This window comes from Streptomyces sp. NPDC097617 (assembly GCF_044761485.1).
Lineage (GTDB): Bacteria > Actinomycetota > Actinomycetes > Streptomycetales > Streptomycetaceae > Streptomyces.
On the sequence record NZ_JBIWCL010000001.1, the window covers coordinates 226,911 to 247,002 of the forward strand.

The following is a 20,092-nucleotide window of genomic DNA, read 5'->3' on the forward strand; positions in this document are numbered from 1 at the left end:
TCGCCGGCGTGCGAGGTGCGGGGCCCGGGGACGGGAGCCCGGCAGCGGACCCGCAGGGTCACGAGAGGGCGGCCACCCGGTCCCGGTAGGTCCGCACGGCCGAGGCGTCCCGGTACGGCTCCAGCCGCCGCTCGAAGTCCCGTACGTACTCCACCGCGCGCACCGACCGCATCTCCATCGCCTGCTGCGCCGCCTCCGCGCCCAGCGCGCACGCCTGGTCCAGCTCGCCCAGCCCCAGCCGGGCCGTCGCCAGCACCACCCGGCAGAACAGCCGGGACCGCGCGTACCCCGGGCCCCGCAGCTGCAGGGACCGCTCCGCGTGCTGCGCCGAGGCCCGGTACTGCTGGAGGTCCCGGTGGCAGTGCCCGAACTCGTCCGCGAGCTGCGCCTCGTCGTAGAACCGGGCCCAGTGCGGTACGTCGTCCCCCGGCCGGGCCGCGCCCAGTGCCCGCTCCGCCCGTACCAGGGAGGCCGTCGACGCCCGGACCTCGCCGAGGACCGCGTGGCCGCGCGCCTCCGCCGAGTGGAGCAGCGCCTGGACCACCGGCGGCGGGCCGGAGCCCACGCCCTGCTGCGCCACCCGGGCCAGCTGCACGGCCTCCCGGCCGTGGCCGAGGTAGACCGCCTGCCGGCTCATGGTGACGAGCACGTACGAGCCGTAGGGGCGGTCCGCGGCCGCCTGCGCGAGCCGCAGCGCCTGCACGAAGTACCGCTGGGCGAGCCCGTGCGCGGCGATGTCGTAGGAGGTCCAGCCCGCGAGCCGGGTCAGATCGGCGGCGGCCGAGAAGAGCCGCCGCCCGGTGGTCTCCCCGTAGGTCCCGCGGAGCATCGGCTCGGCCTCGTGCTCCAGGTAGCGCACCAGGGCCTGGCGGGCGTGCCCGCCGCCGTAGGCCTGGTCCAGGGTGCGGAACAGCTCGCTCACCGATCTGAGCGCGGCGATGTCCCCGCCGGTCACGCGCTGCCCCGGGCCGCGGTCGATCTGCCGCTGCCTCGGCACCGAGGCCCGCCCCTGCAGCGGGACGCGGGCCGCCGCAGGCTCCGCGCCCCGGCCCACCCGCTCGTCGGCCCGCCCGATGAGCCAGTCCCGGCTGGGCACGACCAGCCCGGCCGGGGTGAAGGCGATCTTCCGCAGCTCGGCGTGCGAGCCGGAGTCCTTGCGCCACAGCCCGCTCGCGATGTCGACGGCCTCCTCGGGGGTGGCCGCGAACTCCAGGCCCGCGTACACGGGCGCGCAGGCGTCCAGGCCCAGGTCCTGGGCGGAGAGCCGGCGTCCGAGGCGGCGGGTGAAGACCTCGGCGATCAGCGCGGGGGTGGTGCCGCGGGGCTGCTGCCCGCGCAGCCACCGGGTCACCGAGGTTTTGTCGTACCGCAGATCGAGACCGTGCTCCAGGCCGAGCTGGTCGACGCGCCGGGCGAGCCCGGCGTTGGAGAACCCGGCTTCCGCGATCAGCGCCGCGAGCTGCCGGTTGGGGACGCGCTGGGCAGGTCGTTCCGTCATCGGCTCCACGGTTTCCTGACGTGACGGACCGGGGTCCCGGCCCTGTGAACGGCGTGAATGTAGCGGCGAACTTCGCTGATGCCGCCCTCTCTGCCCCACATTCATCCGATCGTGTGCAGAATGCGTAGGGTCCTTTACGGACCGGCCCCTTCCCCCCGCGTACGCTGCGGCCCATGACCCCTCGGCCCCACGGGGCGCACCTCCCCGAGGAGCGAACCGAATCCACTGCCCCGCTGTCCCCGCCCGAACTGACCGAGGCGGAGTGCCGGCGCTGCGGCACCTACATCGCGGGTCTCGACGGCCGGTACGCGTGCGGGGTGTGCGGCTGGGTCAACGACCACTCGGAGGGCCACCGGCGGCTGCCGCGCGCGGACGAGGACCCCGACCGGCCCAAGGGGCGGCGCCGCCCCAAGCAGCTGCCGTGGCCCCCGGCGGAACCCGCGCCGCGGCCCTGAGGGGGGCGTGCAGCGGGTGTGAAGGGGGCCTGAAGGGGCCGGGGCGGGTCGCCGTACTCTTGCTCAGTGAGGTACGTGCACACAGCAGGTTCAATGAGGAGGCGCTGCGGTGGCTGAGCTTGGGTTTGTCCATCTGGGCTTCGGGCCGGAATCCGTCGAGTACACCCGGGCCTGGGAAGAGCAGCGCACGGTGCACGCGGCCCGCTTCGCGGACGAGATCGAGGACACCTGCCTGCTGCTGGAGCACCTGCCGGTCTACACGGCGGGCCGGCGCACCGACCCCAGCGAGCGCCCGCTCGACGGCACCCCCGTCGTCGACGTGGACCGCGGCGGCAAGATCACCTGGCACGGACCGGGCCAGCTCGTCGGCTACCCGATCATGAAGCTGCCCCGCCCGGTGGACGTGGTCGCGCACGTCCGCCGCCTCGAAGAGGCCCTGATCCGCACCGCTGCCGAGTTCGGCGTGGAGACCACCCGCATCGAGGGCCGCTCCGGGGTCTGGGTCCTGGGCGACCCCGCCCCGGAGCGCCCGAAGATCGGCGGGCTGTCGCTGGAGTTCGACCCCCGGCTGCACGACGAGGAGTTCGACGCGCGGCTGAACGGCCCCGAGTACGCCCCGTCCAACGCCGGCCAGCGCCGCGAGGACCGCAAGCTCGCCGCCATCGGCATCCGGGTCGCCAAGGGCGTCACGATGCACGGCTTCGCGATCAACGTGAACCCGGACAGCACCTGGTTCGACCGGATCATCCCCTGCGGGATCCGGGACGCCGGTGTGACCTCGCTCTCCTACGAGCTGGGCCGCGAGATCACCATCGCCGAGGTGCTGCCGGTGGCCGAGCGTCACCTGAAGGACGTACTGGAGCACGCGGAGCTGCGGCCCCGCGAAATCGAGCCGGCCGTGGGTTCCTAGCCCGCGGGAATGCGGTCGGCCGTCCACAGGTTGGCCGACGTAAGAGCGTATGAAATTACGGGCGTACCCTGGTGGGCGCCGAACAATCGAAGTCACAGGGAGCCGGTCGTGTCCGCAGTCGCACCCGACGGACGCAAGATGCTGCGCCTCGAGGTCCGTAACGCCCAGACCCCCATCGAGCGCAAGCCCGAGTGGATCAAGACCCGGGCAAAGATGGGTCCCGAGTACACCAAGATGCAGGCCCTGGTGAAGGGCGAAGGACTGCACACGGTATGCCAGGAAGCCGGTTGTCCGAATATCTACGAATGCTGGGAGGACCGCGAGGCCACCTTCCTCATCGGTGGTGACCAGTGCACCCGGCGCTGTGACTTCTGCCAGATCGATACGGGCAAGCCCGAGGCGCTGGACCGTGACGAGCCGCGGCGCGTCGGCGAGTCCGTGGTCACGATGGACCTGAACTACGCCACCATCACGGGCGTCGCCCGCGACGACCTGGCCGACGGTGGCGCCTGGCTGTACGCGGAGACCGTGCGACAGATCCACGAGCAGACGGCGGGCCGCGAGTCCGGCCACACCAAGGTCGAGCTGCTGGCCCCCGACTTCAACGCGGTCCCGGAGCTGCTGGAGGAGGTCTTCGCCTCCCGCCCCGAGGTTTTCGCGCACAACGTCGAGACGGTGCCGCGGATCTTCAAGCGGATCCGCCCCGGCTTCCGCTACGAGCGCTCGCTCGAGGTGATCACCAAGGCCCGCGCCTACGGCCTGGTGACGAAGTCGAACCTGATCCTCGGCATGGGCGAGGAGCGCGAAGAGGTCTCGCAGGCCCTGAAGGACCTGCACGAGGCCGGCTGCGAGCTCATCACCATCACCCAGTACCTGCGGCCCTCGCCGCGGCACCACCCCGTCGAGCGCTGGGTGAAGCCGGCCGAGTTCGTGGAGCTGGCGAAGGAGGCCGAGGAGATCGGCTACTCCGGCGTCATGTCCGGCCCGCTGGTCCGGTCCTCGTACCGGGCGGGTCGCCTCTACCAGCAGGCGATGGAGAAGCGCAGCCGAGTCTGAGCGCAGGTTGAGGGGTCCGCCCGAGGTACGAGGGCGGGCACTCGAACGTGTGAAGTCGCACACAAAGCGTTACTAGCGAGTAACACCGCGCCGACGCGGCCCCTAGGCTCTTCCTCGAGGGAGAGTCCGGCGGGCCGCGTCAGTGTTTGCAACGCGTCCATCACATTTGACCGACCGGTCATGCCCTGGTAACACCAGTCAGTGACGCTTGGTCCACGCACCGCACACACCGCTCGCCTCACGCCGACGTGAGCATCGTGAAAGGGATCGACATCATGCAGGCCGCGCCCGTACGCGCCATTGCCATCCCGACCTTCTCCGACGCCTTCCGGGGCATTGAGTCCCTGCTGATGAGCGGGGCCCGCCGCAACGCCTGGACGGCGGTCCTGGAGGACCGTAAGCGGGCCAAGGACCGGGTCGAAACCGAACACGTACTTGAGGCCGCGGCTACCCGAACCCCGCAGGCCACGTAAACTTCGCTCTATGGCTAGGAAGTCAAACGCAGAGACTGCTGCGAACCCCGGGCGACTGAAGCAGATCGCCCTGACGTACAAGATGACGCGCAAGGCCGACCCGAAGGTCGGTCTGATCGTCGCGGGCGTGGGAATCGTCACCTTCGGTGTCTTTCTTGCGATCGGCTTCCTGATCGACCACCCGGTCTACCTGGGCATCCTGGGCTTCCTGGTGGCGTTCCTCGCGATGGCGATCGTCTTCGGACGACGGGCCGAGCGGGCTGCCTTCGGGCAGATGGAGGGACAGCCGGGCGCGGCCGCGGCCGTACTGGACAATGTGGGACGGGGCTGGACGACCACCCCGGCCGTCGCGATGACCCGACAGCAGGACATCGTCCACCGGGCCGTCGGCAAGGCCGGCGTTGTGCTGATCGCCGAGGGCAACCCGAACCGCGTGAAGCCGTTGCTCGCGAACGAGAAGAAGAAGCTGGCCCGGATCATGCCGGACGTGCCGGTGCACGACTTCATCGTGGGTACGGGCGAGGGTGAGGTGCCGCTCAAGAAGGTGCGCACCACGCTGCTCAAGCTGCCGCGCGTGCTGGCGGGCCCGCAGATCACCCAGGTCAACGACAAGCTGCGCGCCATGGGTGACCTCATGAGCAACATGCCGGGCCCGCCGGCCCCCTGGCCGCGGGGCTTGAGGTGGCGGCGGGGCGCAACGTTGGGCGCCCCCCGCCCCCTTTTTTTCGTACCCCCCCGGGGGGGCCCCCCCGCGCCGGGGGGCGGGGGGGCCACCCCTGTGTCGTACGCGTTCCCCGGGGAATCGGACGGGACGGGGAACCGGAAGGCCTAGATGCGGACCTGGATCGCGCGGGCCAGCCGGTCGTGCAGGCCGCGTCCGTCCCGGTCCCAGATCAGCGCCGGGATGACCAGGGCCAGCAGCACCGTGCGCAGGACCACCCACAGGATGCCGAGGCGGCCGCCGGACTCCGAGACCACCCGGAGGCCCAGAATCCGCTTGCCGGGGGTGAAGCCCACGGTGCCGACCGTAAGGACGGTGAGGGCCACGAAGAGCCCGAGGGTCCAGTTGCCTGCCGCGGCCAGGTTGCCGCCGGTGATCAGCCCGTAGGCAATCAGCTGGCAGCCGATCCAGTCGATGGCGACGGCGCCGAGCCGGCGCCCGAACCGCGCCACGGAGCCGGGCCCCTGCTGCGGCAGGCCGAGCCGCTGACCCGGATAGCCGAAGTCGACGCCCATGTCCTCGGCGGCCGCGCGAGGGCCGGAGAGCCAGGATCCGATTGCCTGTCTGTTGTCCACCCGGACACGGTACCCGTGGCGTCGCACGGCCCTCCGACGGGTCCCTGGTTAACTTGTGCGAAACAAATGGGTCATGCTTGGGAAATCCCGTCTGCTTATGGTCGGGTCAGCGTGCGACACCGCACTGACGCACCACGAGCTAAAAAAACCCGTCCCTGCCCCGGGGCCGGGAGTAGGAGGAGTTGGATGTTCCAGAACGCCGACGAAGTGAAGCAGTACATCGAGGAGAACGACGTCAAGTTCGTCGACGTCCGCTTCTGCGACCTGCCTGGTGTGATGCAGCACTTCACCATCCCGGGGCGCGCGTTCGACCCGAACGAGGAGCTCGCCTTCGACGGCTCCTCGATCCGCGGCTTCCAGGCGATCCACGAGTCCGACATGGCGCTGCGTGCCGACATCAGCACCGCGCGTCTGGACCCGTTCCGCAAGGACAAGACGCTCAACATCAACTTCTTCATCCACGACCCGATCACGGGCGAGGCCTACAGCCGTGACCCGCGCAACATCGCGAAGAAGGCCGAGGCGTACCTCGCCTCCACCGGCATCGCCGACACCGCGTACTTCGGCCCCGAGGCCGAGTTCTACGTGTTCGACAGCGTGCGCTTCGCGACCACCGCGAACGAGAGCTTCTACCACATCGACTCCGAGGCCGGCGCCTGGAACACCGGCTCCGAGGAGAACAACCGTGGTTACAAGGTCCGCTACAAGGGTGGTTACTTCCCCGTAGCCCCGGTCGACCACTTCGCCGACCTGCGCGCCGAGATCTCCCTCGAGCTGGACGCCCAGGGCCTCCAGGTCGAGCGTCAGCACCACGAGGTCGGCACCGGCGGCCAGGCCGAGATCAACTACAAGTTCAACACGCTGCTCGCCGCGGCCGACGACCTGATGCTCTTCAAGTACATCGTGAAGAACGTCGCCTGGCGCAACGGCAAGACCGCGACCTTCATGCCGAAGCCGATCTTCGGCGACAACGGCTCGGGCATGCACGTGCACCAGTCGCTGTGGGCGAACGGCGACCCGCTGTTCTACGACGAGGCCGGCTACGCGGGCCTGTCGGACACCGCGCGCTACTACATCGGCGGCATCCTCAAGCACGCCCCGTCGCTGCTGGCGTTCACCAACCCGACGGTGAACTCCTACCACCGCCTGGTGCCGGGCTTCGAGGCGCCGGTCAACATGGTGTACTCGCAGCGCAACCGCTCCGCCGCCATGCGCATCCCGATCACGGGCTCGAACCCGAAGGCCAAGCGCGTCGAGTTCCGCGCCCCGGACCCGTCGTCCAACCCGTACCTCGCCTTCGCGGCGCTGCTGCTCGCGGGCCTCGACGGTGTCAAGAACAAGATCGAGCCGATGGAGCCGATCGACAAGGACCTCTACGAGCTCTCGCCCGACGAGCACGCGAGCGTCCCGCAGGTCCCGACCAGCCTCGAGGACGTCCTCAAGGCCCTGGAGGCGGACCACGAGTACCTCCTGGCCGGCGGTGTCTTCACCCCCGACCTGATCGAGACCTGGATCGACTACAAGCGCACGCACGAGATCGCCCCGATCGCGCTGCGCCCGCACCCGCACGAGTTCGAGCTGTACTTCGACCTCTAGAAATGCCTGATGGGAGGCCCCCCGCCGCGCTCTACGGAGAGCGGCGGGGGGCCTTTCCGCTTTGACAGGGCCGCATGGGCGAGTGAGGGTGGAAATGACCTAAAAGCCTCATAAGCGAGACATGTGCGGAGGTGCATGAGAATGCGCCGTAAGATCGTTGCGGCAGCCATGGCGGGCGCCGCGGGAATCGCGATAGGTCTGCTGCCCGTCGCAAGCGCCTCGGCCTCGGTCGTCGCGGGCAGTGGTGGCGGCGGCGGGAACGGCGGCTACGACTGCTGGCGGTACCCCTCGAACCGCTCCGACGCCCGGTGGGACGCCTGCTGCAACCATGACTGGCGCAACCGGCCCAGCTGGTGCTGGGACCAGGGCGGCGTCGGCGGATACAACGACAACTGGCGCGACAACAACAACTGGCGCGATGCCGGTTGGCGCGACTCGAACTGGTCGAACTGGAACGACTCCGGCCGCGGTGGCAACGGTGACTGGGGCAACCACGACAACTGGGGCAACGGTCGCGGCGGCAACGGTGACTGGGGCAACGGCCGTGGTGGCAACGGCGGCGACGGCGGCGGTAACTGGGGCGGCGGTGGCGGCGACGGCGGCGGTAACTGGGGCGGTGGCGGTGGCAACGGCGGCGACGGCGGTGGCCGTAACTGGGGTGGCGGCAATGGCGGTGGGGGCGGCGGCGGTGGCTGGGGTGGTCGCTGAACCCCACCCGGAAACGTAGGCCCGCGGGCCCGGATCGACGATGCCTCTGCTCCGACCTCAGGCGAGGAGCAGGGGCATCGCCCCTGTGAGGTCCCGCAGGCAGCGCACCGCGAGCTCCGCGGGGGAGCCGGGGCCCGAGACCGGGGCGTCCGTCGTCGACCACAGCTCCAGTGAGACGCGGATCGCGTCCGTGGCCGCCGCCGCGAGCAGGCGCACCTCCAGGGGGTCGGCCTCCGGGCCCACCAGACGGACGATCACCGGGACCAGGTTCTCCTCGGAATCCTGGTTCACGCGGTACCAGACCGCGCGCAGGGCCTGGTCGTCCGCCGCCGCGCGCAGCAGACCGCGGGTCACCTCCAGGCCCTCCTCGACCGCCTGCTGTCCGCTCAGCGACCGGGTGACCGCGCGTTCCAGCGCCTCGCCCAGCGGCGTGCCGGGGTCCTCCTCGGCGAGCAGCGCGCGCCAGGCGTCACCGCCGCCCGCCAGCAGCGGGGCCACCGCCTCCTGCTTGTTGCGGAAGTAGCGGTAGAAGGTGCGCAGGGCCACCCCCGCCCGGTGGGCGATGTCCTCGGCAGTGGTGCCGTCGGGGCCGTGTTCGGCGAAGAGTTCGCAGGCCGCACGGGCGATGTCGAGCTGAGTGGCGGCCTTGCGGCGCTCGGTCAGCGACGGGGCTCCGGGGCCGGCCTGGGGGGAGTAAGGGCGAGGGGATCTCACGGTTGAAGCGTACCTTCCGTCCACCCCGACAATTACATCTTTTGTCGTCATGGCAAAACGTGTCACGCCTTCGGTACGCTCGCGCCATGAACCGATACGAAGGACGTCGCGTCCTCATCACCGGCGGTGGTTCCGGCATCGGCCGTGCCACCGTCCACCGCATCCTCGCCGAGGGCGGCCGGGTCCACACCGTGGACGTCGGGGAGGCCGGCCTGAAGGCCACCGCGGACCGGGCCGCCGCCGACGGCCACGGAGACCGGCTCACCACCGCGCTCCTCGACATATCCGACGAGAACGCCGTCAAGGAGGGTGTGGCCGCCGCGGTCGGCGCCCTCGGAGGGATCGACGTACTGGTCAACGCCGCCGGGATCCTGCGCTCCGCGCACACCGGGCAGACCACGCTCGACCTGTGGAACCAGGTCATCGGGGTCAACCTGACCGGCACCTTCCTGATGATCCGCGAGTCCCTCCCGGCGCTGCTGGCGGGCGACCGGCCGGCCGTCGTGAACTTCAGCTCCACCTCGGCGTCCTTCGCCCACCCCTACATGGCCGCCTACGCGGCCAGCAAGGGCGGCATCCAGTCCATGACCCACGCGCTGGCCGCCGAGTACAGCAAGCAGGGGCTGCGCTTCGTCAGCGTCGCGCCCGGCTCCATCGAGAGCGGGATGACCACCGGCAACGGCCCCGGCCTGCCGCCGGACACCGACTGGTCCCTCTTCACCAAGCTCGCCCCGGCCCTCGGCCAGGGCTTCGCCGGCCCGCAGACCGTCGCCGGCGTCGTCGCCATGCTGGGCTCCGAGGACGGAGCGTTCATCACCGGCACGGAGATCCGCATCGACGGCGGCACGCACTACTGATCAGGCGCGGAACCGGTCCCACAGCCGGGGGAAGCGCTCCGCGAGCACGGCTTCGTTCTCGAAGTCCAGCGGGGCGCCCTCCGGCTCCGCCGCCTGCAGCGGGACGCCCAGGTCGGGTGCCACCGCCCCGGTCAGCTGCTCGTACGCCTCGTCGGCCGCGTACCCCAACTCCTCGCCGTCCCCGTCGATCTCCTCGTCGAACTCGCCCAGGAGTTCCGCCAGCTGGTCGGGATCGTGCACCCCGCCCTCGAACACCTCCCGCCCCTGGCCGATGAGCCAGCAGCGGAAGTAGTCGAAGGCATCGTCGCTCGCCCCGTCGAGCAGCACCCAGGCGGCCCCCCACAGGTCCCAGGTGTACGCCCGGTTGTACCGGGACTCGAAGTGCCGGGCGAAGTCCAGGACGGAGTCCGGGTCGAGCTGTGCGAGCCGCTCCACGAGCAGCTCGGCGTGTTCCTCGGGGTCGCCGTCGGCGGCCTCGCGGGAACGGTCCACGATCTCCCAGAACTCCGTCTCGTCCATCACCGCTCCAGCATCACGGGTTCACCCCCGCGCCGCCACCGCGCATACGGCCAAAGGCCGGTGTCCGACGCCCCCTGGCCGAGTCGTCCCGAAGGCACGGAACGCCGCGAGGCGGCCCGCCCCGTAGGGGTGGGCCGCCTCGCGGTCGGACTCGGGGGGCTCAGAGGCCGTAGCGCTCCCGGGCCTCCTTGACGGCGGACGCCGGGACCTCGCCGCGGCGGGCGAGCTGGGCCAGCGCGGCCACCACGATCGACTGGGCGTCGACACCGAAGTGGCGGCGGGCGCCCTCGCGGGTGTCGGACAGACCGAAGCCGTCCGTACCGAGCGAGGTGTAGTCCTGCTCGACCCACTGGCTGATCTGGTCCGGGACCTGGCGCATCCAGTCGGAGACGGCGAGCACGGGGCTGGTGACGCCCTCCAGCGCGCGGGTGACGTACGGGGTGCGGACCTCGCCGCGCAGCAGCGCCTCGTCGCACTCCAGCGCCTCGCGCCGCAGCTCTCCCCAGGAGGTGGCGGACCAGACGTCGGCGGCCACGTTCCACTCGGCGGCCAGCAGCTTCTGCGCCTCGAGGATCCAGTGGATCGCGGTGCCCGAGGCCATCAGCTGGACCTTGGGGGCGTCGGCGGCCGGGGCCGCCTCCGCCAGGTCCGCCGCCGTGTTGAAGCGGTAGAGGCCGCGCAGGATGCCCTCTTCCACGCCCTCCGGCATGGCCGGCTGCACCTTCGGCTCGTTGTAGACCGTCAGGTAGTAGAAGACGTCCTCGGGCGTCTCGCCGTACATCCGGCGCAGACCGTCCTTGACGATCACCGCGATCTCGAACGCGAAGGCCGGGTCGTAGTTGAGCGACGCCGGGTTCGTGGACGCGATCAGGTGCGAGTGGCCGTCCGCGTGCTGGAGGCCCTCACCGGTCAGCGTGGTGCGACCGGCGGTGGCGCCGACGATGAAGCCCTTGCCGAGCTGGTCGGCGAGCTGCCACATCTGGTCGGCGGTGCGCTGCCAGCCGAACATCGAGTAGAAGATGTAGAACGGGATCATCGGCTCGCCGTGCGTCGCGTACGACGTGCAGGCGGCGATGAAGTCGGCCATGGCGCCGGCCTCGGTGATCCCCTCGTTGAGGATCTGGCCGTCCTTGGCTTCCTTGTAGTACATGAGCTGGTCGCGGTCGACCGGGTCATAGGTCTGGCCCAGCGGCGAGTAGATGCCGGCCGACGGGAAGAGGGACTCCATACCGAAGGTACGGGCCTCGTCGGGGACGATCGGCACCCAGCGCTTGCCGGTCTCCTTGTCCCGCATCAGGTCCTTGACGAGCCGGACGAAGGCCATGGTGGTGGCCATCTCCTGCTTGCCGGAACCCTTGAGCAGCGGGGCGAAGGAGCGGTCGGCCGGAGCCGGCAGGGCCACGTGCTCGACCTTGCGGGCCGGTGCCGGGCCGCCGAGGGCCGCGCGGCGCTCGTTCAGGTACTGGACCTCGGGGCTGTTGGCGCCCGGGTGGCCGTAGGGGACGACACCGTCGGCGAAGGCGCTGTCCGGGATCGGGAGGCCAAGGAGGTCACGCATGTCCTTGAACTCGTCGATCGTCAGCTTCTTCATCTGGTGGTTCGCGTTCTTCGACTCGAACCCGGCGCCCAGCGTGTAGCCCTTGACGGTCTGCGCGAGGATGACCGTCGGCGCACCCTTGTGCTCCAGGGCGGCCTTGTACGCGGCGTAGACCTTGCGGGGCTCGTGGCCGCCGCGGGAGCTGTGGAAGCACTCGGCGATCTTCGCGTCGGAGAGCACACCGGCCAGCTGCACGAGGTCGGCGTCGGCGCCGAAGAAGTGCTGGCGGATGTAGGCCACGTCGCGGGTCGCGTACGTCTGGAACTGCGCGTCCGGTACCTCGCGCAGGCGGCGTACGAGGGCGCCCGTGGTGTCGAGCTGGAACAGCTCGTCCCAGGCGGAGCCCCACAGCGACTTGATGACGTTCCAGCCGGCGCCGCGGAACTGGGCCTCCAGCTCCTGGACCACGCGGAAGTTGGCGCGGACCGGACCGTCGAGGCGCTGCAGGTTGCAGTTGATGACGAAGGTCAGGTTGTCGAGCTGCTCGCGGGAGGCGAGGGCCAGGGCGGCGGTCGACTCGGGCTCGTCCATCTCGCCGTCGCCCAGGAAGGCCCAGACGTGCGAGTTGGCGGTGTCCTTGATGCTCCGGTTCTGCAGGTAGCGGTTGAAACGCGCCTGGTAGATCGCGGAGAGCGGGCCGAGGCCCATGGACACCGTCGGGAACTCCCACAGCCACGGCAGGCGCCGCGGGTGCGGGTAGGACGGCAGGCCGTTGCCGCCGGCCTCCTGGCGGAAGTTGTCGAGCTGCTGCTCGGAGATCCGGCCGTCGAGGAAGGCGCGGGCGTAGATGCCGGGGGAGGCGTGGCCCTGGATGTAGAGCTGGTCGCCCGATCCGTCGGCCTCCTTCCCGCGGAAGAAGTGCTGGAAGCCGGTCTCGTAGAGCCATGCGGCGGAGGCGAAGGTGGCGATGTGGCCGCCGACGCCGTACTTGGAGCCGCGGGTCACCATGGCGGCCGCGTTCCAGCGGTTCCACGCGGTGATCCTGGCTTCCATCTCCTCGTCACCGGGGAACTCGGGCTCCGCGGCGGTCGGGATGGTGTTGACGTAGTCCGTCTCCAGCAGCTTGGGCAGGGCGAGGCCGGCGGCCTCGGCGTGCTGGAGCGTGCGGCGGAGCAGGTATTCGGCGCGGCGCGTACCGGCGGCCTGTGCGACGGCGTCGAGGGAGGCCGCCCATTCGGCGGTCTCCTCGGTGTCGCGATCCGGGAGCTGGTCGAGCTCGCTCGGAAGCTTTCCTACGGGGTCGGACATTGCTGTGCGCCGCCTTCCGGACAAAGGAGAGGTGGTGAAAAAATCCCTGACGGGCAGGACAGGGTCGGTGGACCTGGTTGAGGTCCGCGACGACTGTAAATCGCTGATCGATGATCGATCAAATGAAAGTGACGAAGAAACGTCCATCTGACGAAAGTCGGCACCGCGTGCCAGGGAAAAAGGCACGCGGTGCCGGGCAAAACAGGACAATACGTCGGGGTCGGTGAGGTCGGCTGGGTCGGGATCCGGTCAGGCGCGCGGGGCGCAGCCCAGAACATGGCGCTTCACGAGCACACCGATGTCCGGATCCTGCCTGCGGAACGCCTCGACGAGAGCCTCGTGCTCCTCCGCGTACGACTTCTGGACGGTCCCCAGCCAGCGGATCGACAGGGCCGTGAAGACCTCGATGCCCAGACTCTCCCAGGTGTGCAGCAGCACACTGTTCCCCGCCGCCCGGACCATCTCCCGGTGGAACCCGACGGTGTGCCGCACCTGCGCGGTGCCGTCCTCGGTCCGGTCGGCCTCCCACAGCGCCGCCACATGCGGCTCCAGCGCCGAGCAGTCCGTGGCCAGCCGCGGGGCGGCCAGCTCGGCCGCGATCTGCTCGAGGCCCGCCCGGACGGGGTAGATCTCCTCCAGGTCGGCCGCGGAGAGGTTGCGCACGCGCACGCCCTTGTTCGGCGCCGACTCGATCAGCCGCAGCGTCTCCAGCTCCCGCAGGGCCTCCCGGACGGGGGTCTGGCTGACCTCCAGCTCGACGGCGATCCGCCGCTCGACGATGCGCTCGCCGGGCTTCCAGCGCCCGCTGACGATCCCCTCCACGATGTGCTCGCGGATCTGCTCGCGCAGCGAGTGCACGACGGGTGGGGTGATCATCTGCGGTTCATCTCCTGGGTGCGGGTACAGGGGTGGTCCGGGGCTGATGGGTAGACAATACGGCGGCGCCGCCAGGTGCGATGCGTTCCCGGCGGGTGACCTCGGGTGAGGATGGTTACAGCGGCTGTGCAGAGGCCGCGGTCCGGATGCTCGCGATGAGGGTGGTCAAGTCGGCGTGGTCCCCGTCGTGTCGTTTCATGACGGCCCAGATGTCATCGAGGGCGTGGTCGCGCTCGGCCGGTGTGGACTCGCGCCAGTCGAGCTCGCCCAAGGGCTTGCCCGCCAGGACGGTGGCGAGTTGCACATGGACCTGGCCGGTGAAGAACGAGTTGTGGACGGCCATTTCGAGGAGGCCGACGGCGAGGAGAAGGTCCGGAACGGCAGGCGCCTCGGGAGCCTCCAGCAGCTGCGCGAGCCGGGTCCGGAGCGCGGACCGGTCCTGGACGTACGTGTAAGCCCTCGTGATCCCGTCTGCGCGAGCCAGAGTGGCCAGCGCGAAGTGCTTCCACCCCACGGCGCTGGAATCGAAGTCGGCCACGACTGGGTCGCTCAGCAGGAAGTCCTGGTGAGCCGTGAGGTAGATCCGGGACTCGTCCAAGGGGCCGATCTTCGTCCAGGCCGCGATGTGCTCGGCCCGCAGATGCGGCTCGAACGCGCTGTCCGGGTCGGTGGCGACCGCCTCGTGGACGACCTGGAGACGTTGGCCGGCGACAGAGGAGACGGCGGAGAGTTCCTCCAGAACCCAGCTGACGTCCGGCGATCGGAGGAGGGCGGCGTGCCGGTCCCAGAAGGCGCGGGCGTCGGCCCAGGTGGGGCAGCCGATCCAGTCGACAACGAGGTCCAGTCTGGCTTGATCGAGCGTCAGCCAGACTGGCGGACCGGTCCCCGTGGCCGTACGCCCCAGGGGGCGATAGGTGTCGGGCATGTCCTGCACGAGGTCTTGATAGAGGTCGACGGCGTCCCTGTACGCCTCCGTGCTTTCGCGCAGATCCCCGACCGGTGCGTGCCATGTGTTCAGGCCAGGACGACGACGGCGCCCCCGCCCGGAGAGATCCGGGCGGGGGCGCCGTGGTGCGACAGCTGCTGCTGCGCGGCGAGCCTTACAGGGCGAGCCTTACAGGCCGAGCTCGACCTCGAACTCGCCGGCCTCGAGGATCGCCTTGACGGCAGAGAGGTACCGGGCCGCGTCCGCGCCGTCCACCAGGCGGTGGTCGTAGGACAGGGTCAGGTACGTCATGTCGCGGATGCCGATGTTCGTGCCCTCGGCGGTCTCGATGACCACCGGGCGCTTCACCGTGGCACCGATGCCCAGGATGGCGACCTGGTTCGGCGGCACGATGACCGTGTCGAACAGCGCACCGCGCGAGCCGGTGTTGCTGATGGTGAAGGTCGCGCCCGACAGCTCGTCCGGCGTGATCTTGTTGCCGCGGACCTTGGCGGCCAGGTCCGCGGTCGCCTTGGAGATGCCCGCCAGGTTGAGGTCACCGGCACCCTTGATGACCGGGGTCATCAGGCCCTTCTCGGAGTCCACGGCGATGCCGATGTTCTCCGAGTCGAAGTAGGTGATGGTGCCCTCGTCCTCGTTGATCCGGGCGTTGACGACCGCGTGGGCCTTCAGCGCCTGGGCAGCGGCCTTGACGAAGAACGGCATCGGCGAGAGCTTGACGCCCTCACGGGCCAGGAACGCGCCCTTGGCCTTCTCGCGCAGCTTCATGATCTTGGTGATGTCCACCTCGACCACGGAGCTGAGCTGAGCCTGCGAGTGCAGGGCCTTCATCATGTTGTCGCCGATGACCTTGCGCATGCGGGTCATCTTGACCGTCTGACCGCGCAGCTCGGACACCGCGGCAGCCGGAGCCTTCGCGGCCGGAGCGGCGGAGCCCCCGGCAGTCGGGGCGGCGGCAGCGGCCTTGGCGGCCTCGGCGGCGGCCAGGACGTCCTGCTTGCGGATACGGCCACCGACACCGGTGCCAGAGACCGTGGACAGGTTGACGCCGGACTCCGAGGCGAGCTTGCGCACCAGCGGGGTCACGTACGCGGCCTCGTCACCGGCGGACGCCGGAGCGGCGGCCGGGGCGGGGGCGGCGGGGGTGACCGGAGCCGGAGCGGCCACCGGGGCGGCGGCCTGGACCGGAGCCGGGGCGGCGACCGGAGCGGCGGGAGCCGCAGCCGGGGCAACCGGAGCCGGAGCGGCAACGGGAGCCGGAGCCGGAGCGGCGACCGGAGCCGGAGCGGCCGCGGGGGCCGGGGCGGCAGCCGGGGCCGGGGCGGCCGGAGCGGCACCGGCCACGCCGATGACGGCCAGGCGGGCGCCGACCTCGGCGGTCTCGTCCTCGCCGACGACGATCTCCAGCAGGGTGCCGGAGACCGGCGCGGGGATCTCGGTGTCGACCTTGTCCGTGGAGACCTCGAGCAGCGGCTCGTCGGCCTCGACGGACTCGCCGACCTGCTTCAGCCAGCGGGTGACGGTGCCCTCGGTGACGGACTCGCCCAGCGCGGGGAGCACGACATCCGTGCCGGAGGCGGCACCGGCCGGGGCGGCGGGGGCCTCGGCGGCGGGAGCCGGGGCGGCGGGGGCCTCGGCGGCGGGAGCCGGGGCGGCGGGGGCCTCGGCGGCCGGAGCCGCAGCGGCGGCCGGAGCGCCGGAGCCGTCGTCGATGACGGCCAGCTCGGCGCCGACCTCGACGGTCTCGTCCTCGGCGACCTTGATGGAGGCCAGGATGCCCGACACGGGGGAGGGGATCTCGGTGTCGACCTTGTCGGTCGAGACCTCGAGCAGCGGCTCGTCGGCCTCGACGCGCTCGCCCTCGGCCTTCAGCCAGCGGGTGACAGTGCCCTCGGTGACGCTCTCACCGAGCGCCGGAAGGGTTACGGAAACCGACATGGTTTCAGTTGCTCCTAACGAAAGTGCGGAAGTGGTCGTCGCGCCCGTGACGAATTAGTCGTGGGAGTGAAGCGGCTTGCCGGCGAGGGCCAGGTGGGCCTCGCCCATCGCTTCGTTCTGGGTCGGGTGCGCGTGGATGAGCTGCGCGACCTCGGCCGGCAGAGCTTCCCAGTTGTAGATCAGCTGGGCCTCGCCGACCTGCTCGCCCATCCGGTCACCGACCATGTGGACGCCGACCACGGCACCGTCCTTGACCTGGACGAGCTTGATCTCGCCCGCGGTCTTGAGGATCTTGCTCTTGCCGTTGCCCGCCAGGTTGTACTTCAGGGCCACGACCTTGTCCGCGCCGTAGATCTCCTTGGCCTTGGCCTCGGTGATGCCGACGGAAGCGACCTCGGGGTGGCAGTAGGTGACGCGCGGGACACCGTCGTAGTCGATCGGGACGGCCTTGAGGCCGGCCAGACGTTCCGCAACCAGGATGCCCTCGGCGAAGCCGACGTGCGCGAGCTGGAGCGTCGGGACGAGGTCACCGACGGCCGAGATGGTCGGCACGTTGGTCTGCATGTACTCGTCGACCAGGACGTAGCCGCGGTCCATCGCGACGCCCTGCTCCTCGTAGCCCAGGCCCTGGGAGACGGGGCCACGGCCCACGGCGACCAGCAGCACCTCGGCCTCGAAGGTCTTGCCGTCGACCAGCGTCACGCGGACGCCGTTCTCCGTGTACTCGGCCTTGTCGAAGAAGGTGCCCAGGTTGAACTTGATGCCGCGCTTGCGGAACGCGCGCTCCAGCAGCTTCGAGCTGTTCTCGTCCTCGACCGGCACGAGGTGCTTGAGGCCCTCGATGACGGTGATGTCGGAGCCGAAGGACTTCCACGCCGAGGCGAACTCGACGCCGATGACGCCGCCGCCCAGGACGATCGCCGACTCGGGGACGCGGTCCAGGACCAGCGCGTGGTCCGAGGAGATGATGCGGTTGCCGTCGATGTTCAGGCCCGGCAGCGACTTCGGCACGGAGCCGGTCGCCAGCAGGATGTGGCGGCCCTGGATGCGCCGGCCGTTCACGTCGACGGAAGTCGGGGAGGAGAGGCGGCCCTCTCCCTCGATGTAGGTCACCTTGCGGGAGGCGACCAGGCCCTGCAGACCCTTGTACAGGCCCGAGATGACCTCGTCCTTGTACTTGTGGACACCCGCGATGTCGATCCCCTCGAAGGAGGTCTTGACACCGAACTGGGCGGCCTCACGAGCCTGGTCCGCGATCTCGCCCGCGTGCAGCAGAGCCTTCGTGGGGATGCAGCCGTTGTGCAGGCAGGTGCCGCCGAGCTTGTTCTTCTCGATCAGGGCAACGTCCAGACCCAGCTGGGATGCGCGCAGCGCCGCGGCGTAACCGCCACTGCCACCGCCGAGGATCACTAGGTCGAAAACGGTGCTGGCGTCGTTCGCCACGTCACGTCCTCCATGCATGTGCGCCGGGCACCGGTCCTCTGTGACCGGGCGGCGGCTGGTATACGGCCGCTTGTTTCTTCGGCCCTGTGGTGGGGGCCCTGTCCTGCCGAGAACCCATCTTCGCATTTGTCGGGGGAACGCGGGACGCCGGGCCCACGATGTGATCGGGCGATCCGCCCGGACCGAGGGTTACCGCTGCGTAGGTACCTACGGAGATACCTGCCGATTCCTTGAGGTTTCGCCGTGAGACGGACGCGGGCGGGACGGGGACGGGCACAGACGGATGCACCCCGGGCCGTGAAGAGGCCCGGGGTGCATCACGTCACATCACGCGTGGTACTCAGCCCAGGTCGCCCGTGGCCGTGCGCTCGGCCAGCCGCACCAGGGTGCGCACGGCGGAGCCGGTGCCACCCTTGGGGGTGTAGCCGTGCGGTGCGCCCTCGTGGAAGGCGGGGCCGGCGATGTCGAGGTGCGCCCACGTGATGCCCTCGCCGACGAACTCCTGCAGGAAGAGGCCGGCCACCAGGCCGCCGCCCATGCGGACACCCATGTTCGCGATGTCGGCGGTGGGGGAGTCCATGGTCTTGCGCAGCTCGGCGGGGAGCGGCATCGGCCAGGAGGACTCGCCGACCTCCTCGGCGATCTCGTGGATCGAGGTGCGGAAGGCGTCGTCGTTCGCCATGATCCCGAAGGTGCGGTCGCCGAGGGCGAGCACCATGGCGCCGGTCAGGGTGGCGACGTCGACGATCGCGTCCGGGTTGTCCTCGGAGGCCTTGGTCAGCGCGTCGCCCAGGACCAGGCGGCCCTCGGCGTCCGTGTTGAGGACCTCGACGGTCTTGCCGCTGTACATGCGCAGCACGTCGCCGGGCTTGGTGGCGGAGCCGGACGGCATGTTCTCGGCGAGCGCGAGCCAGCCGGTGACGTTGACCCGCAGGCCCAGCTTCGCGGCCGCGACGACGGAGGCGAAGACGGCGGCGGCGCCGGCCATGTCGCACTTCATCGTCTCGTTGTGGCCGGCCGGCTTCAGGGAGATGCCGCCCGAGTCGTAGGTGATGCCCTTGCCGACGAAGGCGAGGGTCTTCTCCGCCTTGGGGTGGGTGTAGGAGAGCTTGACCAGGCGCGGCGGGTTCTCGGAGCCCTTGCCGACGCCCATGATGCCGCCGTAGCCGCCCTTGATCAGGGCCTTCTCGTCCAGCACCTGGACCTTGATGCCGTTCTCCTTCGCGGCCGCGGAGGCGACCGCGGCGAAGGCCTCGGGGGTCAGGTCGTTCGGCGGGGTGTTCACCAGGTCACGGGCGATGTTGACCTCGGTCGCGACGACCGCGGCACGCTCGACCGCGGCCTTGTGCTCCTTGTCGCGGGGCTTGGCACCCAGCAGGGCGACCTCGGCCAGCGGGGCCTTGGGGGCCACGGCCTTGGCCTCCTTGCGGACCTTGTTCTCGCCGCCCTGGTAGGCGGTGAAGGCGTACGCGCCCAGCAGCGCGCCCTCGGCGACGGCGGTGACGGCCGAGGCGTCCTCCAGCGGGAGGGCGAAGGCGGCCTTCTTGGTGCCGTGCAGCGCGCGGGCGGCGGCGCCGGCGGCGCGGCGCAGCACCTCCTCGTCGAACGACTCGTCCTTCTCGGGGACGGAGCCGAGCCCCACCGCCAGCACGACCGGGACCTTGAGGCCCTCCGGGGCCGGCAGCTTGGTGATCTCGCCTTCGGCGCCGGAGGCGCCCAGCGCGTCGAGGACGCCGGCGAGCTTACCGTCGTAAGCCTTGTCCACGGCCTCGGCGCCCGCGGCGACGATCGGTCCCTTGGGGCCCTTCGCCACGCCGACCACGAGGGCGTCGGCGCGGAGCGTCGCCGCGCCGGCAGTGCTGAGAGTCAGAGCAGTCACGGTGGTGAAGTCTCGCTTCCGTTTGTGTGTGGGCCGAGTGGGTGGACGGCCATCCGTAGCGATCGTATTCGGGCCCTACGGCC

The 20,092-nt window shown here is 70.4% G+C and carries 17 protein-coding genes and 1 pseudogene; 8 read left to right on the forward strand and 10 right to left on the reverse strand.

The genetic code is table 11. From position 1 onward, the window contains the following. Positions 1 to 58 precede the first annotated feature (58 nt). Positions 59 to 1,498: a regulator gene (locus ACIQZO_RS01115; RefSeq protein WP_403618155.1), complete on the reverse strand. Its 1,440-nt coding sequence runs from the start codon at positions 1,496 to 1,498 to the stop codon at positions 59 to 61. Positions 1,499 to 1,671: 173 nt separating this feature from the next. Between ACIQZO_RS01115 and ACIQZO_RS01120 the strand changes: the two genes are divergently transcribed. The 5 genes and pseudogenes from ACIQZO_RS01120 to ACIQZO_RS01140 form a co-directional block, all read left to right on the forward strand. After that, the gene (locus ACIQZO_RS01120) at positions 1,672 to 1,953 is read left to right on the forward strand and encodes a hypothetical protein (protein WP_403618158.1); all 282 of its coding nucleotides are present in this window, start codon (positions 1,672 to 1,674) and stop codon (positions 1,951 to 1,953) included. Between the two features lie 109 nt (positions 1,954 to 2,062). Next, entirely contained in the window at positions 2,063 to 2,863 is an 801-nt protein-coding gene (gene lipB, locus ACIQZO_RS01125) for a lipoyl(octanoyl) transferase LipB (protein WP_403618161.1), read from the forward strand. 108 nt (positions 2,864 to 2,971) lie between these two features. Continuing rightward, the gene (gene lipA / locus ACIQZO_RS01130; RefSeq protein WP_403618164.1) at positions 2,972 to 3,919 is read left to right on the forward strand and encodes a lipoyl synthase; all 948 of its coding nucleotides are present in this window, start codon (positions 2,972 to 2,974) and stop codon (positions 3,917 to 3,919) included. Positions 3,920 to 4,194: 275 nt separating this feature from the next. After that, the gene (locus ACIQZO_RS01135; RefSeq protein ID WP_030389055.1) at positions 4,195 to 4,392 is read left to right on the forward strand and encodes a hypothetical protein; all 198 of its coding nucleotides are present in this window, start codon (positions 4,195 to 4,197) and stop codon (positions 4,390 to 4,392) included. 10 nt (positions 4,393 to 4,402) lie between these two features. Next, a pseudogene (locus tag ACIQZO_RS01140) lies at positions 4,403 to 5,086 on the forward strand (DUF4191 domain-containing protein); the annotation flags it as partial. A gap of 134 nt (positions 5,087 to 5,220) precedes the next feature. Here the strand turns inward: ACIQZO_RS01140 and ACIQZO_RS01145 are convergent. Continuing rightward, complete coding sequence (locus ACIQZO_RS01145) at positions 5,221 to 5,688, reverse strand: RDD family protein (RefSeq protein ID WP_403618167.1); 468 nt, start codon at positions 5,686 to 5,688, stop codon at positions 5,221 to 5,223. A 186-nt stretch (positions 5,689 to 5,874) separates the two neighbouring features. Between ACIQZO_RS01145 and glnA the strand changes: the two genes are divergently transcribed. Both glnA and ACIQZO_RS01155 read left to right on the forward strand, forming a co-directional pair. Further along, a complete protein-coding gene (gene glnA / locus ACIQZO_RS01150) occupies positions 5,875 to 7,284 on the forward strand; it encodes a type I glutamate--ammonia ligase (RefSeq protein WP_403618170.1) in 1,410 nt (469 codons plus the stop codon). 141 nt (positions 7,285 to 7,425) lie between these two features. After that, complete coding sequence (locus tag ACIQZO_RS01155) at positions 7,426 to 7,992, forward strand: hypothetical protein (protein WP_403618173.1); 567 nt, start codon at positions 7,426 to 7,428, stop codon at positions 7,990 to 7,992. Positions 7,993 to 8,049: 57 nt separating this feature from the next. Here the strand turns inward: ACIQZO_RS01155 and ACIQZO_RS01160 are convergent, their stop codons facing one another. After that, the gene (locus ACIQZO_RS01160) at positions 8,050 to 8,706 is read right to left on the reverse strand and encodes a TetR/AcrR family transcriptional regulator (RefSeq protein ID WP_403618176.1); all 657 of its coding nucleotides are present in this window, start codon (positions 8,704 to 8,706) and stop codon (positions 8,050 to 8,052) included. Between the two features lie 86 nt (positions 8,707 to 8,792). Here ACIQZO_RS01160 and ACIQZO_RS01165 point away from each other — a divergent pair, with 86 nt between their 5' ends. Beyond that, entirely contained in the window at positions 8,793 to 9,563 is a 771-nt protein-coding gene (locus ACIQZO_RS01165) for an SDR family NAD(P)-dependent oxidoreductase (RefSeq protein WP_403618178.1), read from the forward strand. On the opposite strand, the gene ACIQZO_RS01170 is transcribed toward ACIQZO_RS01165, so the two are convergent. The 7 genes from ACIQZO_RS01170 to ACIQZO_RS01200 all read right to left on the reverse strand — a co-directional run bounded on the left by ACIQZO_RS01170 (position 9,564) and on the right by ACIQZO_RS01200 (position 20,009). After that, positions 9,564 to 10,082: a DUF4240 domain-containing protein gene (locus ACIQZO_RS01170; protein ID WP_403618181.1), complete on the reverse strand. Its 519-nt coding sequence runs from the start codon at positions 10,080 to 10,082 to the stop codon at positions 9,564 to 9,566. It lies immediately after the preceding gene. A gap of 160 nt (positions 10,083 to 10,242) precedes the next feature. Next, on the reverse strand, positions 10,243 to 12,927 hold the full coding sequence (gene aceE / locus ACIQZO_RS01175) for a pyruvate dehydrogenase (acetyl-transferring), homodimeric type (RefSeq protein WP_403618184.1): 2,685 nt from the start codon (positions 12,925 to 12,927) through the stop codon (positions 10,243 to 10,245). Between the two features lie 249 nt (positions 12,928 to 13,176). Next, complete coding sequence (locus tag ACIQZO_RS01180; RefSeq protein ID WP_403619168.1) at positions 13,177 to 13,800, reverse strand: GntR family transcriptional regulator; 624 nt, start codon at positions 13,798 to 13,800, stop codon at positions 13,177 to 13,179. Between the two features lie 118 nt (positions 13,801 to 13,918). Beyond that, positions 13,919 to 14,737, reverse strand: a complete 819-nt coding sequence (locus ACIQZO_RS01185) for a hypothetical protein (RefSeq protein WP_403618187.1) — start codon at positions 14,735 to 14,737, stop codon at positions 13,919 to 13,921. Positions 14,738 to 14,917: 180 nt separating this feature from the next. Continuing rightward, on the reverse strand, positions 14,918 to 16,687 hold the full coding sequence (gene sucB, locus ACIQZO_RS01190; protein ID WP_403618189.1) for a 2-oxoglutarate dehydrogenase, E2 component, dihydrolipoamide succinyltransferase: 1,770 nt from the start codon (positions 16,685 to 16,687) through the stop codon (positions 14,918 to 14,920). A 54-nt stretch (positions 16,688 to 16,741) separates the two neighbouring features. Then, on the reverse strand, positions 16,742 to 18,130 hold the full coding sequence (gene lpdA, locus ACIQZO_RS01195; protein WP_030731050.1) for a dihydrolipoyl dehydrogenase: 1,389 nt from the start codon (positions 18,128 to 18,130) through the stop codon (positions 16,742 to 16,744). 340 nt (positions 18,131 to 18,470) lie between these two features. Continuing rightward, complete coding sequence (locus tag ACIQZO_RS01200; protein WP_403618192.1) at positions 18,471 to 20,009, reverse strand: leucyl aminopeptidase; 1,539 nt, start codon at positions 20,007 to 20,009, stop codon at positions 18,471 to 18,473. Positions 20,010 to 20,092 lie beyond the last annotated feature (83 nt).

Bases quoted from the DNA above. Each gene is read 5' to 3' on its own strand.
- ACIQZO_RS01135 (WP_030389055.1), top strand. From the start codon at position 4,195: ATGCAGGCCGCGCCCGTACGCGCCATTGCCATCCCGACCTTCTCCGAC.
- ACIQZO_RS01170 (WP_403618181.1), bottom strand. From the start codon at position 10,082: ATGGACGAGACGGAGTTCTGGGAGATCGTGGACCGTTCCCGCGAGGCC.
- ACIQZO_RS01155 (WP_403618173.1), top strand. From the start codon at position 7,426: ATGCGCCGTAAGATCGTTGCGGCAGCCATGGCGGGCGCCGCGGGAATC.
- aceE (WP_403618184.1), bottom strand. From the start codon at position 12,927: ATGTCCGACCCCGTAGGAAAGCTTCCGAGCGAGCTCGACCAGCTCCCG.
- glnA (WP_403618170.1), top strand. From the start codon at position 5,875: ATGTTCCAGAACGCCGACGAAGTGAAGCAGTACATCGAGGAGAACGAC.
- ACIQZO_RS01165 (WP_403618178.1), top strand. From the start codon at position 8,793: ATGAACCGATACGAAGGACGTCGCGTCCTCATCACCGGCGGTGGTTCC.
- ACIQZO_RS01120 (WP_403618158.1), top strand. From the start codon at position 1,672: ATGACCCCTCGGCCCCACGGGGCGCACCTCCCCGAGGAGCGAACCGAA.
- sucB (WP_403618189.1), bottom strand. From the start codon at position 16,687: ATGTCGGTTTCCGTAACCCTTCCGGCGCTCGGTGAGAGCGTCACCGAG.
- ACIQZO_RS01115 (WP_403618155.1), bottom strand. From the start codon at position 1,498: ATGACGGAACGACCTGCCCAGCGCGTCCCCAACCGGCAGCTCGCGGCG.